The sequence below is a fragment of the Bacillus swezeyi genome, from assembly GCF_001969815.1.
GTDB lineage: Bacteria > Bacillota > Bacilli > Bacillales > Bacillaceae > Bacillus > Bacillus swezeyi.
Genome location: NZ_MRBK01000021.1, coordinates 36,276 through 48,486 on the forward strand (window position 1 = coordinate 36,276; position 12,211 = coordinate 48,486).

Annotated in this window: 22 protein-coding genes; 3 read left to right on the forward strand and 19 right to left on the reverse strand. The window is 40.1% G+C overall.

Translation table 11 applies throughout. From position 1 onward, the window contains the following. Nucleotides 1–32 precede the first annotated feature (32 nt). The gene (locus BTA30_RS17055; protein ID WP_076762512.1) at nucleotides 33–1,172 is read left to right on the forward strand and encodes a response regulator aspartate phosphatase; all 1,140 of its coding nucleotides are present in this window, start codon (nucleotides 33–35) and stop codon (nucleotides 1,170–1,172) included. Nucleotides 1,173–1,333: 161 nt separating this feature from the next. Here BTA30_RS17055 and BTA30_RS17060 read toward each other — a convergent pair whose 3' ends face one another. Next, a complete protein-coding gene (locus BTA30_RS17060) occupies nucleotides 1,334–1,717 on the reverse strand; it encodes an ArpU family phage packaging/lysis transcriptional regulator (RefSeq protein ID WP_076762513.1) in 384 nt (127 codons plus the stop codon). Nucleotides 1,718–2,110: 393 nt separating this feature from the next. Further along, nucleotides 2,111–2,794 (reverse strand): hypothetical protein, encoded by a 684-nt coding sequence (locus tag BTA30_RS17065; protein ID WP_076762514.1) that lies wholly within the window; start codon nucleotides 2,792–2,794, stop codon nucleotides 2,111–2,113. A gap of 125 nt (nucleotides 2,795–2,919) precedes the next feature. Between BTA30_RS17065 and BTA30_RS17070 the strand changes: the two genes are divergently transcribed. Together BTA30_RS17070 and BTA30_RS17075 are read left to right on the forward strand one after the other, a co-directional pair. Further along, nucleotides 2,920–3,147, forward strand: coding sequence for a hypothetical protein (locus BTA30_RS17070; protein WP_076762515.1), 228 nt, complete (start codon nucleotides 2,920–2,922; stop codon nucleotides 3,145–3,147). 103 nt (nucleotides 3,148–3,250) lie between these two features. Continuing rightward, nucleotides 3,251–3,460, forward strand: coding sequence for a hypothetical protein (locus BTA30_RS17075; protein WP_076762516.1), 210 nt, complete (start codon nucleotides 3,251–3,253; stop codon nucleotides 3,458–3,460). Nucleotides 3,461–3,477: 17 nt separating this feature from the next. Here the strand turns inward: BTA30_RS17075 and BTA30_RS17080 are convergent, their stop codons facing one another. From BTA30_RS17080 to BTA30_RS17160, 17 genes are all read right to left on the reverse strand, one after another. Further along, nucleotides 3,478–3,681, reverse strand: a complete 204-nt coding sequence (locus BTA30_RS17080) for an XtrA/YqaO family protein (protein ID WP_076762517.1) — start codon at nucleotides 3,679–3,681, stop codon at nucleotides 3,478–3,480. A gap of 131 nt (nucleotides 3,682–3,812) precedes the next feature. Further along, nucleotides 3,813–4,490 (reverse strand): hypothetical protein, encoded by a 678-nt coding sequence (locus BTA30_RS17085; protein WP_076762518.1) that lies wholly within the window; start codon nucleotides 4,488–4,490, stop codon nucleotides 3,813–3,815. Continuing rightward, nucleotides 4,460–4,918, reverse strand: coding sequence for a RusA family crossover junction endodeoxyribonuclease (locus tag BTA30_RS17090; protein ID WP_076762519.1), 459 nt, complete (start codon nucleotides 4,916–4,918; stop codon nucleotides 4,460–4,462). The genes BTA30_RS17085 and BTA30_RS17090 overlap by 31 nt, the downstream gene beginning before the upstream one ends. A gap of 136 nt (nucleotides 4,919–5,054) precedes the next feature. Further along, complete coding sequence (locus BTA30_RS17095; protein WP_076762520.1) at nucleotides 5,055–5,315, reverse strand: IDEAL domain-containing protein; 261 nt, start codon at nucleotides 5,313–5,315, stop codon at nucleotides 5,055–5,057. Nucleotides 5,316–5,425: 110 nt separating this feature from the next. Continuing rightward, nucleotides 5,426–5,620, reverse strand: coding sequence for a Fur-regulated basic protein FbpA (locus BTA30_RS17100; protein ID WP_239693603.1), 195 nt, complete (start codon nucleotides 5,618–5,620; stop codon nucleotides 5,426–5,428). Between the two features lie 16 nt (nucleotides 5,621–5,636). Continuing rightward, a complete protein-coding gene (dnaB, locus tag BTA30_RS17105; RefSeq protein WP_076762521.1) occupies nucleotides 5,637–6,941 on the reverse strand; it encodes a replicative DNA helicase in 1,305 nt (434 codons plus the stop codon). Beyond that, nucleotides 6,916–7,197 carry a replicative helicase loader/inhibitor gene (locus BTA30_RS17110; RefSeq protein ID WP_076762522.1) on the reverse strand — a complete coding sequence of 94 codons (282 nt, stop codon included), beginning with the start codon at nucleotides 7,195–7,197 and terminating at the stop codon, nucleotides 6,916–6,918. Before BTA30_RS17110 ends, dnaB begins: the two co-directional genes overlap by 26 nt. 2 nt (nucleotides 7,198–7,199) lie before the next feature. Next, nucleotides 7,200–8,012, reverse strand: a complete 813-nt coding sequence (locus tag BTA30_RS17115) for a hypothetical protein (RefSeq protein WP_076762523.1) — start codon at nucleotides 8,010–8,012, stop codon at nucleotides 7,200–7,202. Between the two features lie 167 nt (nucleotides 8,013–8,179). Further along, on the reverse strand, nucleotides 8,180–9,130 hold the full coding sequence (gene recT, locus BTA30_RS17120) for a recombination protein RecT (protein WP_076762524.1): 951 nt from the start codon (nucleotides 9,128–9,130) through the stop codon (nucleotides 8,180–8,182). Beyond that, nucleotides 9,123–10,073 (reverse strand): YqaJ viral recombinase family nuclease, encoded by a 951-nt coding sequence (locus BTA30_RS17125; protein ID WP_076762525.1) that lies wholly within the window; start codon nucleotides 10,071–10,073, stop codon nucleotides 9,123–9,125. Before BTA30_RS17125 ends, recT begins: the two co-directional genes overlap by 8 nt. After that, nucleotides 10,073–10,252: a YjzJ family protein gene (locus tag BTA30_RS17130; protein WP_076762526.1), complete on the reverse strand. Its 180-nt coding sequence runs from the start codon at nucleotides 10,250–10,252 to the stop codon at nucleotides 10,073–10,075. The genes BTA30_RS17125 and BTA30_RS17130 overlap by 1 nt, the downstream gene beginning before the upstream one ends. Nucleotides 10,253–10,373: 121 nt before the next feature. Continuing rightward, nucleotides 10,374–10,589: a YqaI family protein gene (locus BTA30_RS17135; RefSeq protein WP_076762527.1), complete on the reverse strand. Its 216-nt coding sequence runs from the start codon at nucleotides 10,587–10,589 to the stop codon at nucleotides 10,374–10,376. 11 nt (nucleotides 10,590–10,600) lie between these two features. After that, on the reverse strand, nucleotides 10,601–10,795 hold the full coding sequence (locus BTA30_RS17140; protein WP_076762528.1) for a hypothetical protein: 195 nt from the start codon (nucleotides 10,793–10,795) through the stop codon (nucleotides 10,601–10,603). 137 nt (nucleotides 10,796–10,932) lie between these two features. Further along, complete coding sequence (locus tag BTA30_RS17145; protein ID WP_076762529.1) at nucleotides 10,933–11,124, reverse strand: hypothetical protein; 192 nt, start codon at nucleotides 11,122–11,124, stop codon at nucleotides 10,933–10,935. Continuing rightward, a complete protein-coding gene (locus tag BTA30_RS17150; protein WP_076762530.1) occupies nucleotides 11,125–11,397 on the reverse strand; it encodes a hypothetical protein in 273 nt (90 codons plus the stop codon). Further along, the gene (locus BTA30_RS17155) at nucleotides 11,394–11,912 is read right to left on the reverse strand and encodes a helix-turn-helix domain-containing protein (RefSeq protein WP_076762531.1); all 519 of its coding nucleotides are present in this window, start codon (nucleotides 11,910–11,912) and stop codon (nucleotides 11,394–11,396) included. The genes BTA30_RS17150 and BTA30_RS17155 overlap by 4 nt, the downstream gene beginning before the upstream one ends. Before the next feature lie 90 nt (nucleotides 11,913–12,002). After that, a complete protein-coding gene (locus tag BTA30_RS17160; RefSeq protein WP_076762532.1) occupies nucleotides 12,003–12,203 on the reverse strand; it encodes a helix-turn-helix domain-containing protein in 201 nt (66 codons plus the stop codon). Nucleotides 12,204–12,211: the final 8 nt, after the last annotated feature.

Sequence of the window (12,211 nt, forward strand, 5' to 3'; positions counted from 1 at the left end):
GAAAACGGTTATCCTGAGGAGGGGTTATCAATTTGACTGAAAAGATTTCTTCAGCGTCTGTCGGTGTGAAGATAAATGAATGGTATAGGTATATAAGGACTTTTAGTGTGCCTGATGCCGAAATATTAAAGGCAGAGATTAAACGAGATATTCAAGAAATGGAAGAAGATCAAGATTTGCTTTTGTATTACTCTTTAATGGACTTTAGGCATCGCATTATGCTTGAATACATTGCACCTGGCGACAATTCTTCCTCGCGTCCGACAATTTCAGAATTGTCGCGCAATATAGACAGCAAACAGGCTCGTTTAATAGGCATCCTTGAATATTATTATAATTTTTTCCGTGGTATGTATGAAAATGAAAAAAGAGAGTACATATCCGCCATTACTTACTATAAACAGGCAGAGAATAAACTTGCTCTTGTTGAAGACGAAGTGGAAAAAGCGGAGTTTTTCTTTAAAATTGCAGAAGTCTATTACTACATGAAACAGACATATTTTTCAATGCATTATGCACAAAAAGCTCTTGAGAGATATAGAGAACAAGAAACATACAATTTGAGAATTATCCAGTGCCATACAATAATGGCCGGAAACTGGATCGATGCTAACAGATATGAAAAAGCAGTCCTTCATTTAAAGAAAGCCTTGGAAATGGCTGAAGAAGAAAAAAACAAACCAATGATTGCCCGGGCTCTTTATAACATCGGTGTTTGTTACTATAATCAAGATTTGTACGAGCAAGCGGTTGATAATTTTCAAAAAGCAATTTCAATTTTTAAAGAAGAGGGCTTCATTAAATCCCTCCCGCAAGCATACTTTTTAATGACACAAATTCAATTTAAACAAAAAAATAAGAAAAAAGCACAGCTCTTCTTTGATGAGGGATACGAACATTCAAATGAGGTTGGTGACTCAATTTATGGCTTAAAGTTTGAGTTTTTAAAGGGTCTTTATATGGGGGATCCGGATAACAAAAAAATTGATCATTGCTTACTTCATTTGGAATCAAAAAAAATGTACCCTGATGTAGAGGATATGTCACTAGATGTGGCTAAATACTATCATGAAAACAAATGTTTTGAAATGTCATCTCTCTACTTTTTAAAAGTTGAAGAGGCACGAAAACAAACACAGCGGGGGGATTGTTTGTATGAAGTTGAAGTTTAAAGCAATAACAACATCTTTGGCCGTAACAGCCGCTTTGCTTTCAATTGGGTTTATGAATGTAGTGTCAAGCAGTTATCATATTGCAGAAAGACTCATGGTTTAAGCAATCAAATAATAAATAGCGGACTCATAAGAGTCTGCTTTTTTGTTCTTAACAGCCCTCAGATAATACCGAGAGCTGTCGCCAGATTATAAATGGCCTGTCGCTTTATCTGATAATATTTGTCCTTTTTCAGCCCCATCTCCATATAAATTTCAATGTCCTTTATTTTTTGGGGAGAGAGATACTTGGCCTTTATGATCTTTAATTCATCATCATCAAGGCTTTGTTTGAGCGCTCTGTCCATCTGACAAACTTTCAATTCATTTAAAGAGTGCTGGTCTCTGAGCAGGGGGAAAAGGTTATTCATCCCGGCTGCTTCCCGTTCTTTCCGGTTTTCAAGCTGGACCTTCAAAGCCTTATATCTTTTTAGCTCCCTTATAATCGTATTTCCGACTTCTTTTTCGTCTATAGGCGGCAGAAAAGTCAATTGTGTAGCTGACATAATAAATCCCTCCTAAAAACAAAACAGACACCAAATAAACGTTATACAACGTCGATTTGGTGTCCGCAGGCTCTCCATCTTGGACTGACATTTTATTTCAACTTCTTTTATTATACCAAAATTTTAGGGTTCTAAGTAATACTAATCAGCGTATTATTTGGATACAGTCCTTCTGAATGATTAATTAGCAGTGGCAGCTGCTGAAGGAAATAAAAAAGTTTGATTTCTAAGATGTAGAAGTGATTTGGTTAAGATGAAAGAGGCAATGTCAAGGTAGCAAAAGGTTCACTCTGGTTCTGGTTATGCCTTATCGATATACTAAAATGTAAAATCACATAATCTAATGGTTAAAAAGCCCGGGAATGGACACCAGGCTTTTTAAAAAAGATGTTTTTATTTAGGACCGCCTTTATCATAAAAGTACATCTCTTCTGATGTAATGAATTTTTTTCGTTTACTGTCTCTGTAAAATTCTATGGTAGCTTTACGTTGATAAGTAAGTCCACTCATTCTGCCCCATTCTCTCATAGTCCAGTAAGTATTCTTTACTTTTGTAGTCAAAATAACTGAACTTGCTGCCATTAATGCATTAGCCGGGAATGGAGTTACAGCTGCGATAGCTGCAGCAAGGATAGCAATGTTATCAGTAGTAGTTTTTGTTTGTCCATACTTCGTGTGGATGAACTTCCAACTTCCAGAACCACCTGATCCGCTCCCTTCTGGTATCTTCATAGTTTGGAAAGTTCCACTAGTTGAGGCCGATGGGGTAGACAATGTGTTAATGTTTTGACTTGCTTTTGAAAGAACGACCTTCCCATCAATAGACAATGTATCTTTTACTTTGTCATATGTAACTACAGTTTTCTTATTTCCTTGTAGGACTGTTACTGTTTTGGAATTAATTTTTTCGTCTGTTTTAAACTCTACTTTCTGCCCTTGGAATTCTGTGGTTACCGTTTTAGGTGAGGTAACAATACTGTTGTTTTCTTGTGCTTGAGTTGTTTCTGCAAATGAGAATGTACCTAAAGCCACTGTAACTGCTAGACTGGATGTGATAAGATTTTTACGTAGTTTCAACTGGTTCACTCCTATGTTTTATTTTGAAGCAATTTAATTGTACCAGAAAAAATTAGAAAATTGCGTAAAAATATTGAAATTTCCGGCAAAACGCAATAAAATTTTCAAGAGAGGAGAGATATATTTTGAATTCATTATTGAAGGTTTTTCTTGGAGTTTCACTTGCATTTGGAATCATCATTGCTCTTTTGTTTAAGTTTGAGATTGGTATGTTTATCACTTATCTATCTGTTGGATTAATTCTTATCTCTAGAGATTACGATAAGAACTCACTTCAAAGATATAGTGTTGTAGTAGGGATTTTGATTTTTTTATTTAGCTTTGTTTATTTATTCATTAAGGGAATAATATAGGCAGGAGTTATTACTTAAACCTTTGCATGATATTATAAAAAAGGCGTAGTTTTCAATGAAAGCACTTTTAAGCTTTATATTTGGAGACCTGGGAGGACTACTCATGTTAAACGTTAAAGAGCACTTTTCTCCCAATGTAACAACGGTTGTTTTTATTTTTCTTGTAATAGTTGTTTTTTTACTTGATGAAATGTGGAAAAGATATAAAACAAAGCAAGAGAGAGCAGGCGTAAGACCTGCTCTTTTTGTTTTCATCGGAATTGCTTTTTTAACACCTATTCTTCCAGCAATGCTCCATGACATATCTCTCTAAACCTTTATCTTTCTAATTTAAAAAAGTTCATAATCATCAAACCTGACTCTAAAAATTTTACCTTTTGTTGTTTCAACAACCGTGGAGCCATGTTCTACAGCTTCATATTTTTTCACCTTTCCGCTGTGTCCATCGAGCACAAGAAGAGTCACTTTTCCTTTTTCAACTTGCTCTATAAAAGTTAGATCTGAATTAACGTCTACTTCTTTCCCTCTAGCCAAGCAGAACGCCCCCTTGTATAATAAATTTGTTGAAATTCACGTCATGCACCGGGGCAATTTTGCTTCGCCTTTTTTTGACCAATATCAAAGTTAGAGGTGGACGGCTCGTCCCCCCTCTATGCAGCGATTGATCATGCAGCACCGTGTTCCTCATCTTCCTGGTCATCCTGGCTGTCATTTTCAGCTGACGAGACTTCTTCAGCCGGCGCATCGTTTTCTTGCTTGAACAGCGGCTCCGCTTCTGCATCTTGATCTTGCTTCCAGTCCCACCATGTATCTACAAGCGGCGCAACTTTCGCGAAATATTGATCCATTAGATCAACAATTTTGCCTGAAGATATATCAAGCTCAGATGCCAATTTTCTATAGGATTCACCTTCAATTTTGCGCTTCACGAAATTAGGGAAGTCACACGGAAACTCCTCGAAATTGGGCGCCATTCCGCTTGCAATAAACTCCTCTATAATTGCTCGTTCGATCTGTCGCTTTTCTTTTTTGGTTGGAATGTTTTCTTTAGGCAGCCCAAGCTCAGCCTCAAGCTGTTCTGGCTGCGGCTCAACCTCTGATACTACTCCATGCTGGTCAACCTTATATCTGGTTGTAGGTTGGTTTGTGTTAGGATTGATTTCAACGTTATAATTGACCAGTGTTGATTCCAGTTGGGATTCCACTTTTTGATCAATCATTTCAGAGAGGTGTTGAATCTTCCCGTCTAAATCCGCGCTATTGACCTCCAAGGTAATTTCCGTTAAGCCCTTCGGTTTCATATTCACCTTTTTTACAATTGCTTTGAAATCAATGAAAGACATAATTGTTCCTCCTCCTGGGATAATGGGGTGACTTTAATTTCAATTCTTGGTTTCTCGCTATAAAATTTACTGACATGCAAATCTACAATTTGGCTGTCATCTTGCCATAGCACTTTGTTAAGGCCGTCCTTGATACCCTTGATATAGTTATCAACGTCCGGCTTTTTGCTGGGCCGGAGCTCCCCTCTTTCAGCTGCAGCGGCCTTTTTCTTGCTAAAACTCTTAAGAGTCGATTTATAAACCTTTACTTCTAACTCCAACGGCCCTTTGAATAGATTAGGAGGGCGATGATCAGAAGCGGCCAATTTCACATACTGCTTGAAATCTCTTGATTTCTTAGGGTCATACATCCACACCATTCCGTTGATAGTCGTCGCACGGGGACGACCTTGCGCAACTGGTTCTCCGTAAATCGTGAATTCAATCATTTCTGTGGCTCTCCTATTCTGATAAATAATGTGAATGGAAGAAAGGTCAATCTGACCAACCTCATTCCGTTGACTAAATGAATTTCACAGCCGATATTCCAATTCAGAAGCACGATTGCAAGGAAAAACCTCGGCATTATCTCATGACCTCCCGGCGTCGCTCTGCCAACTCGTCAAACCATTTTTTATCTCCCAAATCCAAGGCAAGATCAATGAGCACCTGAAAATCTTTGTCCCTCAGTCGTTCATCGAGTTTCGTTACAGAATGGATAGAAACTCGCGGTAGAGTGCCAGAAGGAATCTGGACTAAAAGCACATCTTGTGCTTTGTCCATCACAAATGCATTTCCTTTGTATTTCCGTGTACTTATATAAATCCAATCGCCAATTCTAATCACTAACCTCTACCTCCCGTCATCAGATAGCCAGCTATGAATGAATCTTTGAATCTTCTCTTCTGGCGTGAATGTAATAAATGCTAAACATCGTAGTGATTGAAACACTCTCATCAATCTCCCGCCTCGCATGTCATTTTACGGCCAAAATCACATTTCACTTTTATGTGAAGCCACTCAAGCTCTGCAAGCGATAACTCATAGAGCTGACGGCCATCATCTGATTCATATTGACCATATCTGATAAGCTCATGAATCAAATAATCCTGCCGCTCACTGACGGTGTCTGTCGTTGATTTTTCACTCAATACGATTTCTCCTTTCTTATCCGGCCAAACCGGCATCCATCTGCCTGGAAAGGTTTAAAAACCTTCCGTATTCTTTGATAAAGCTTGCTTGTATCATGCCGGTCGGACCGTTCCGCTGCTTGGCAAGATCAATTTCAATAATGTTTTTTAGTTCAGAATTTTTGTTGTAGTAATCATCACGGTAAAGAAACATGACGACATCAGCATCTTGTTCGATGCTTCCGGACTCCCTTAAATCAGACATCATTGGCCGCTTATCCTGCCGCTGCTCTACCGCCCTGGATAATTGAGAAAGAAGAATGATCGGGATCTTGAATGCTCGGGCCATTTCCTTCAATTCCGCAGTAATGCTCCCGACCTCTAAGTCCCTTCTTTCATACTTCCCTATAGCTCTGATAAGCTGCAGATAGTCGATGATGACCAAATGCTTTTGGTTATCCGGATTTTCTTTTTTCGTCTTTCGAATTTTTGAACGTATATCTGCCAGTGTTTGAGCAGGTTGATCGTGAATGTTGATATTCCAACTTTCATACTCTCCAATGGCTTTGGTTGCATTCTCATAATCGTGATCGCTAAAGAATTTTCGGGGATTCTTCCACTTCGATCCCTCGATGTTCCCAAGATTGCTGAGTAGACGGTGAGTTAATTGCTTGTCTGGCATTTCAAGTGAAAAAATGTCGGTCACTCCGCCTTTCTCACAATTTGATTTCCCCATGTGTAATGCAAAAGCGGTCTTTCCCATCGATGGGCGAGCGGCTAACACAATTAAGTCACCATCCTGCCAGCCGCCTGTCATGGCGTTCAGATCGATTAAGCCAGTGTTTATGCCTGTGATGTCCTCCTTCTCCTCATGCATGTCGTTGTAAATCTCCATGAGGACATCCTGTTTCGTACGGTTTTTTTCAATTCCGATTTCTTGAAGCTCCATCGCTCGTTTATATAGCTCCGTGATCCCGTCGTCGGTCGGAGTATTTGCGAATTCAATCGCAATCTTTTTCATTTCTCGTAATCTATAAGTTTCGTAAATCAATGTCTGATAGGCCAAGAAATTGGCGGTGCTGGCCACTGCACTACCTAAGTCCGTTAAATATTGAAGGCCGCCTACTTGCTCAACGGAATCGCCTAATTTTGTAACCGTGGTAACCATATCAACGGACTTGCCGAGCTTTTCAACCTCACGCATGGCCTTAAAAATGACTTGATGTCTCGTTTCAGAAAAATGCTCGGGCTGAAGAGACAATTCTTTAATCAGGTCACTTTCTACGAGAATACAGCCGAGCAGAGCCTGTTCAGCCTCAACGTTTTGGAGAATATTTTGCATTGCGTGCCCACTCTTTCTGTTTTGCTAAAAATTCGTTTTTCTCTGGCTGTCTGACTTTAATCTCAGCAATAGATGGTGGAAATCGATTATTTAAAATGTGCTCGTCCACTTTCGCGAGAACCGGCTCATATGGCAATTTGCTAAGATGATCAATCCAGAGTTCAATTCGCTTTTTACCAACATCGCCGGTTAAATCGAATTTTGTATAAGCAGCAGCTATTCTTTGCAGGATCTCCATTGCCTGGTTCACTTCCACGTTTATCCCCCCATCTGAATGCCGTGCTCTCTGGCGTATTCGGCCAATGCATCGAAGCTGTTTTGTTTTTTCTTATTAGGGAACTCTTTGACATTCGATTGCTGTCGCTGAAGCTTGGCCCATCGATCAAGAATGCCTTTTTCACAGTAAGCAAAAGATTTGATGGTGTCGGCACGATGTTTCAGCTTGTACTCATCGAATATTTCATCAATCCATTTCAAGATATATTCCAAAGGTATTTTGTCTTTAAGAAGTCGATTGATCGACTGAGAATCCATAGGCGATAAAAACAAGCTACCTTTCCGCTGCAGAAATTTGTTTTCAATTTGTTGAAAAGCTGAGTATTTCTCTTCCTCTTCTTCTCTTCTTAAATTCTTTAATTCTTGTTTTTGTTCCGCGATCGTTCCGTGATCGTTCTGCGGTCGTTTCGCTAAAGGTTCATTATCCGTTTCGTGAAACGATTCATCTGTAAGGCTAAACCCTTGATACAATTGATATTTAACGATGGTAAACAACGTTCCGCTATCCGTTTCACTAACGGTGATCATTCCGTTTTTCACGAGTTTTTTCACAGAACGTAAAATGGTGCTTTTTGAGACTTTTTTAAACGCCCGTCCTTCTTTAAATTCAAGGTCGTCACATAATTTTGAATAGGATCTTATGTACTGACCTTTTTTCAGTTCAATACCGTTAATTTTTATTCCGTCCTTATGACTTGCTTTAAGCAGAAGTAAGGTGAACAGCCGAAATGTCGTTACATCACTCCATATTTCATGATCAACTATCTTCCGGTGTAGCTTAATCCATCCCTGCACGTCAATCTCCTCCTTTCTGTTTACAAAGAGCTGTCATGCCGCTGATGCGGACTAAATATAAATTAGGTTCACTTGCCCTTAGGTATCCCTCAACATAGGCGCGGAACAATTCAGCCCGGTTAGAAGCCCCTTCCGTCATCCACTTGTAACAGAAGGGAATTGCCACCTTAATCATCGAATGGGAACTCATCCTGCTTGATGTTTATAGGCTCGCCATTGAATGGATCAGCGTCGTCCTGCACGCTTGGTTTTACTTCTTGATTTTCTTCTTTTGTCTGTTCGGGTTCAGGGGCATTGATAACCGGGACATCTGAACTCCCGTGAACTAATTCATCATCATATACTGACTGTGCTTCTGCTGTTATATCCTTACGAACCGTCTCATCCTGAGAAACTTGTTGCTGAATTTCTATGCTTATCGGAAGGTACTTCCACATACGACGAATGACAGTTTTCTTTGCCATTTCTTCATAGTCTGTTTTCCATGGGCCGTTATCCTTCGATTTACTCCGTTTACGCACGTTTTCAACATCTTGCTTGCTGAATACCTCGAATTGATAACCCCCGTCTTTAAAGTGGGCAACTGCATAAACATGAGTCATAGCCCCTCTGTGACCTGTAGCCGGTTTATGAATCAGCTTGGGATGCAGCCCCAATTCATAGACAAAATCATCGGCTTCATGGACAGTATGAGCATATATGCTTTGTATATGTCCTGATCGCCTGGCAAGGTCAATCATGCCTTTATAACCAATGATGAACTGAACCTCTTTTACCCATTGATCTGGCGCTCCATTTTGACCTTTAATTTTTCTATTGAATGGTACAAGATAACAGTGTCCTACTATCCCGGGTTCGAGTCCTAACTGGGCAGACTGCATAACTGCACCAAGTAATGAAGCTGGTGAACACTCTTGCAATGCTGGATTGTTTCTAATTGTTGTTAAAACAATTCTTGTAATTCGCTCTGGTGTAATGTGTTTCGGCAAAGCTTTTTGAAGCTCTGGCTGCAGTTTCTTAAGATAACCTGCAATAGTTTTAGGTTCTTCCTCTGATTGTGTTTGAACAGCATTAACTTTATTTGCTAACTGATTACGAATATCTGCGTTTTTAGCCATTTTCTTTAAGCTCCTTTACGCTGAATCTTCTATGAGTTGAAGGTTTAGTGAATTTTTCAAAGAGTTCAGGGTGTTCAGCAGCGAATGCTTTTTTATCAAAACGGATAGCCGTGACAGTTTTCCAGATGACTCGGACATTGCCGACATTCCCGGTCTCATATTCCCCTAGCATCCCCTTTAATTGGTTTTCTGCTTCTTTCAGCTGTTCTTTTGCTTTTTTCTCTTCGGCCTTGGCCTCTTTATAGCGATCAATCAGTTCATTCGCCGCAAGAGGCAGTTCTTTTTCGTCCTCAAGGCCAACAGGATACATATAAGTTAAAAGCTCTGTGGAAGCCTCAGAACCATCAAACATAGGGGGAATCTCATTCAGGACATGGTTTTCCCAAAATTCTTTTTCAACCTGAATGAGGTACTTGATAAGCTCTTCGTCCCGTTCTATCTTCTTATAAACGAATTTGTTTCCGCCGATTAAAACAGCAATCCACCAAGCTTTAAAACCTGTCACCGCCATATAATGCTGGCATTGGACCAGATAGGCTTCTGGAACTTCCTCACCGTCCCAGTCGTTCTTGAGGTATTCTGACGCTGTTTTACATTCTAGACCCACCTGTTCACCAACAATGAGCCTGTCTACGTTGGCAAGCATAAAAGGATAATCAGGATGCTGCAGAATGGCCTTGCGACGGCGTACCTTTTTACCCGTCCGCTTTGAAAACTCCCTGGCAACCGTCTCCTCGAGAATATTGCCCCAATATGCTGCCTCGCCTGATGAATCCTCTTTCGGAGCCTGCCCAACCTTATCCAGATAGACAGACATTGGTGTTTTCCACTTACTCAGCCCGGCAATGGCCGCGGCGTCAGATCCACCGATACCTGCTCGCCGCGCTTCAAGCCATTGTTCCTCTGTCATGTTCTCTGTTGGCATGTAAACCTGTGCCAGCATCAAACACCCACCCTTCCACGGAAGCTATTCAATTGAAGGTAACGTTCAAACTGTTCCTTTGTATCGAATTGAAAAGCAGGCTTACGGTCTTTCACAGTGATTACACCCTTTACTTCTGATAAACGCCATTGATCAAATCGATCTGAACTAAAATTAATGATTCCATATGGTTTTGCCATGTATGGAAACCTCCTTGTTTTTCATGAGGCATTTTGATAAACTATCATCAAGAATCGTGTGTATTACGAAAGAGCCCACTTAAGCCCTTTCACCACCCACTTGTGCAGAGTGGGATTTTTTTTATTTGCCCGTATAAAATTCAAATTCAAGCTCCTCTTTTAAATAGCGCGGAAGATTATCGATATAAATGATTTCGCCTTGGTTTTTATCCAAGACATAATCATCATGAACAAGCGATACCTCTTCCCCATAGAAATCCCTAACCGTCTTATCCTTTTTCGGAAAAGACGCAGGATAACCAGTCCGCTCAATTTGAGTAATTAACGGATGCTCCATACTAGCCCTCCTTACAATTTGTGTTTGTTTAACGCCTCGGAAAGTTCTAAAGCTGTCTGTCCCATTGCCTCTTGAAGAACTTCTTCTCCTACCTCATATGAAAACAACTCGGCTCTAGTCTTTGCTGCACAGATGGCCATACGAAGTTCTCCAACAACTTTCGTGGCATGAACCAATTCCTCTACAGAATCAAATGTTGCACCCATAATTTCACCTTCTTTCCGATGCTTGTGCGCATCGTCACAGCCAGGAACGGAGAAAACGGAGGGTATACAAAAGGAATGGATACGTCCCCGGCCATGACGACAAGCACAAGTACGCTTGCCGATTTTCAGATAAAGCTTTATAATGAATTCACAACATCTTTGGTTGAAGCAGTGAGCGTGCCGGCTTGCTGCTTTTTCATTTCATTTAATGACTTCTTGATTTCTGCCTCTGCGAGTAAAACCAGAGCTGGATTTTCTCTCGCTCTCTTACAATCTTCACGAACCTGTGATCCTTTCATTAATCGACTTGCAGTAAGAACAAAGTTCATTTAAAACATCCTTTCCAATTTTTCAATTAGTTCTGTTGGAGATTGAGACTGATTTATAATCTGTATAGCACTTGAAAATTTACGCTTGTTTTCTCTTAATCTCTTAAGCTCGTTATGTGATTTTTGAATATCTCTAATCGCATTGTCTGCCTTTCCTGAATCGCCTTCATGTATTGCTATGATCAACATTCTTGCTAACTCTTCAATACAAATCATCTCGATAGCTGCTTGTCTCAAATCTGATTGAAGAAACTGATTTAGATTTATTTTCACTCCGTAACCCATCCCCTTGCTTTCCACGTTATCCCGCGCTTTCGGTAACATTCTTTCAGAGAAATCCCATATTCCTTGCAAAGCAAAGCAGCTAAATTTTTTGCCCACGCCTCAACGTCAAGGAGCTCTTTTATGGCTTCTTTTACACGCTCCTTTTCCTCAACAGATACTATTTTCGGGTTCTTTACAAAGCTGACTTCGTGAAGGGTCCGAATTACCTCTTGCGCCTCATTGACCATGATTTCTTCAAAAGCCAAACGATGTCTTTCAACACTATCGCCTGAAAAAACAGGCGGCGCACATCCATCTGAAAAATGAAACATGACTCCCATTGCAAAAAATGGTTGATCAAATTTCCTTAAAGCTGCTTCAGCAACATCAAAAGGCATCTTTCGTCTGTCATTTTTCATATGACTGACCATTTGTTCTGACACATTCAAGTCAAGGGCTAATTGACTGCCGGTCATCTTCTCAGCATCAAGAAGATGACGTATTGAGCGGCTAATCTTTGACATTTCAATTCCTCTCTTTCGTTTGTATAGAATTCCTCATTTTTATATACAATTAATGGATGTAAGCTTTATTTAGGGTAGGGCTAATATTGGTTAGAGTGACTCACATGCCTTCTCAATAATTTTGTTTTCTTGAGCATTAATCCAGGCATCAATACTAGGCCTTGTAAAAAAGATGCGCTTCCGAACACGAAAGTGTGGTATCTGATTTTCTCTAACCATTGCGTAGATGGTGTCATGGTGTACTCCCAAATAGTCAGCAGCTTCTTGTACAGTTAAAGTATTGCGTGTCATATTTAACC

Coding starts and splice junctions, on each gene's coding strand:
- BTA30_RS17060 (WP_076762513.1), bottom strand. CDS start 1,717: ATGTCAGCTACACAATTGACTTTTCTGCCGCCTATAGACGAAAAAGAA.
- BTA30_RS17075 (WP_076762516.1), top strand. CDS start 3,251: ATGTTAAACGTTAAAGAGCACTTTTCTCCCAATGTAACAACGGTTGTT.
- BTA30_RS17085 (WP_076762518.1), bottom strand. CDS start 4,490: ATGTCTTTCATTGATTTCAAAGCAATTGTAAAAAAGGTGAATATGAAA.
- BTA30_RS17090 (WP_076762519.1), bottom strand. CDS start 4,918: ATGATTGAATTCACGATTTACGGAGAACCAGTTGCGCAAGGTCGTCCC.
- dnaB (WP_076762521.1), bottom strand. CDS start 6,941: ATGCAAAATATTCTCCAAAACGTTGAGGCTGAACAGGCTCTGCTCGGC.
- recT (WP_076762524.1), bottom strand. CDS start 9,130: ATGGCTAAAAACGCAGATATTCGTAATCAGTTAGCAAATAAAGTTAAT.
- BTA30_RS17125 (WP_076762525.1), bottom strand. CDS start 10,073: ATGCTGGCACAGGTTTACATGCCAACAGAGAACATGACAGAGGAACAA.
- BTA30_RS17130 (WP_076762526.1), bottom strand. CDS start 10,252: ATGGCAAAACCATATGGAATCATTAATTTTAGTTCAGATCGATTTGAT.
- BTA30_RS17135 (WP_076762527.1), bottom strand. CDS start 10,589: ATGGAGCATCCGTTAATTACTCAAATTGAGCGGACTGGTTATCCTGCG.
- BTA30_RS17140 (WP_076762528.1), bottom strand. CDS start 10,795: ATGGGTGCAACATTTGATTCTGTAGAGGAATTGGTTCATGCCACGAAA.
- BTA30_RS17145 (WP_076762529.1), bottom strand. CDS start 11,124: ATGAACTTTGTTCTTACTGCAAGTCGATTAATGAAAGGATCACAGGTT.
- BTA30_RS17155 (WP_076762531.1), bottom strand. CDS start 11,912: ATGTCAAAGATTAGCCGCTCAATACGTCATCTTCTTGATGCTGAGAAG.
- BTA30_RS17160 (WP_076762532.1), bottom strand. CDS start 12,203: ATGACACGCAATACTTTAACTGTACAAGAAGCTGCTGACTATTTGGGA.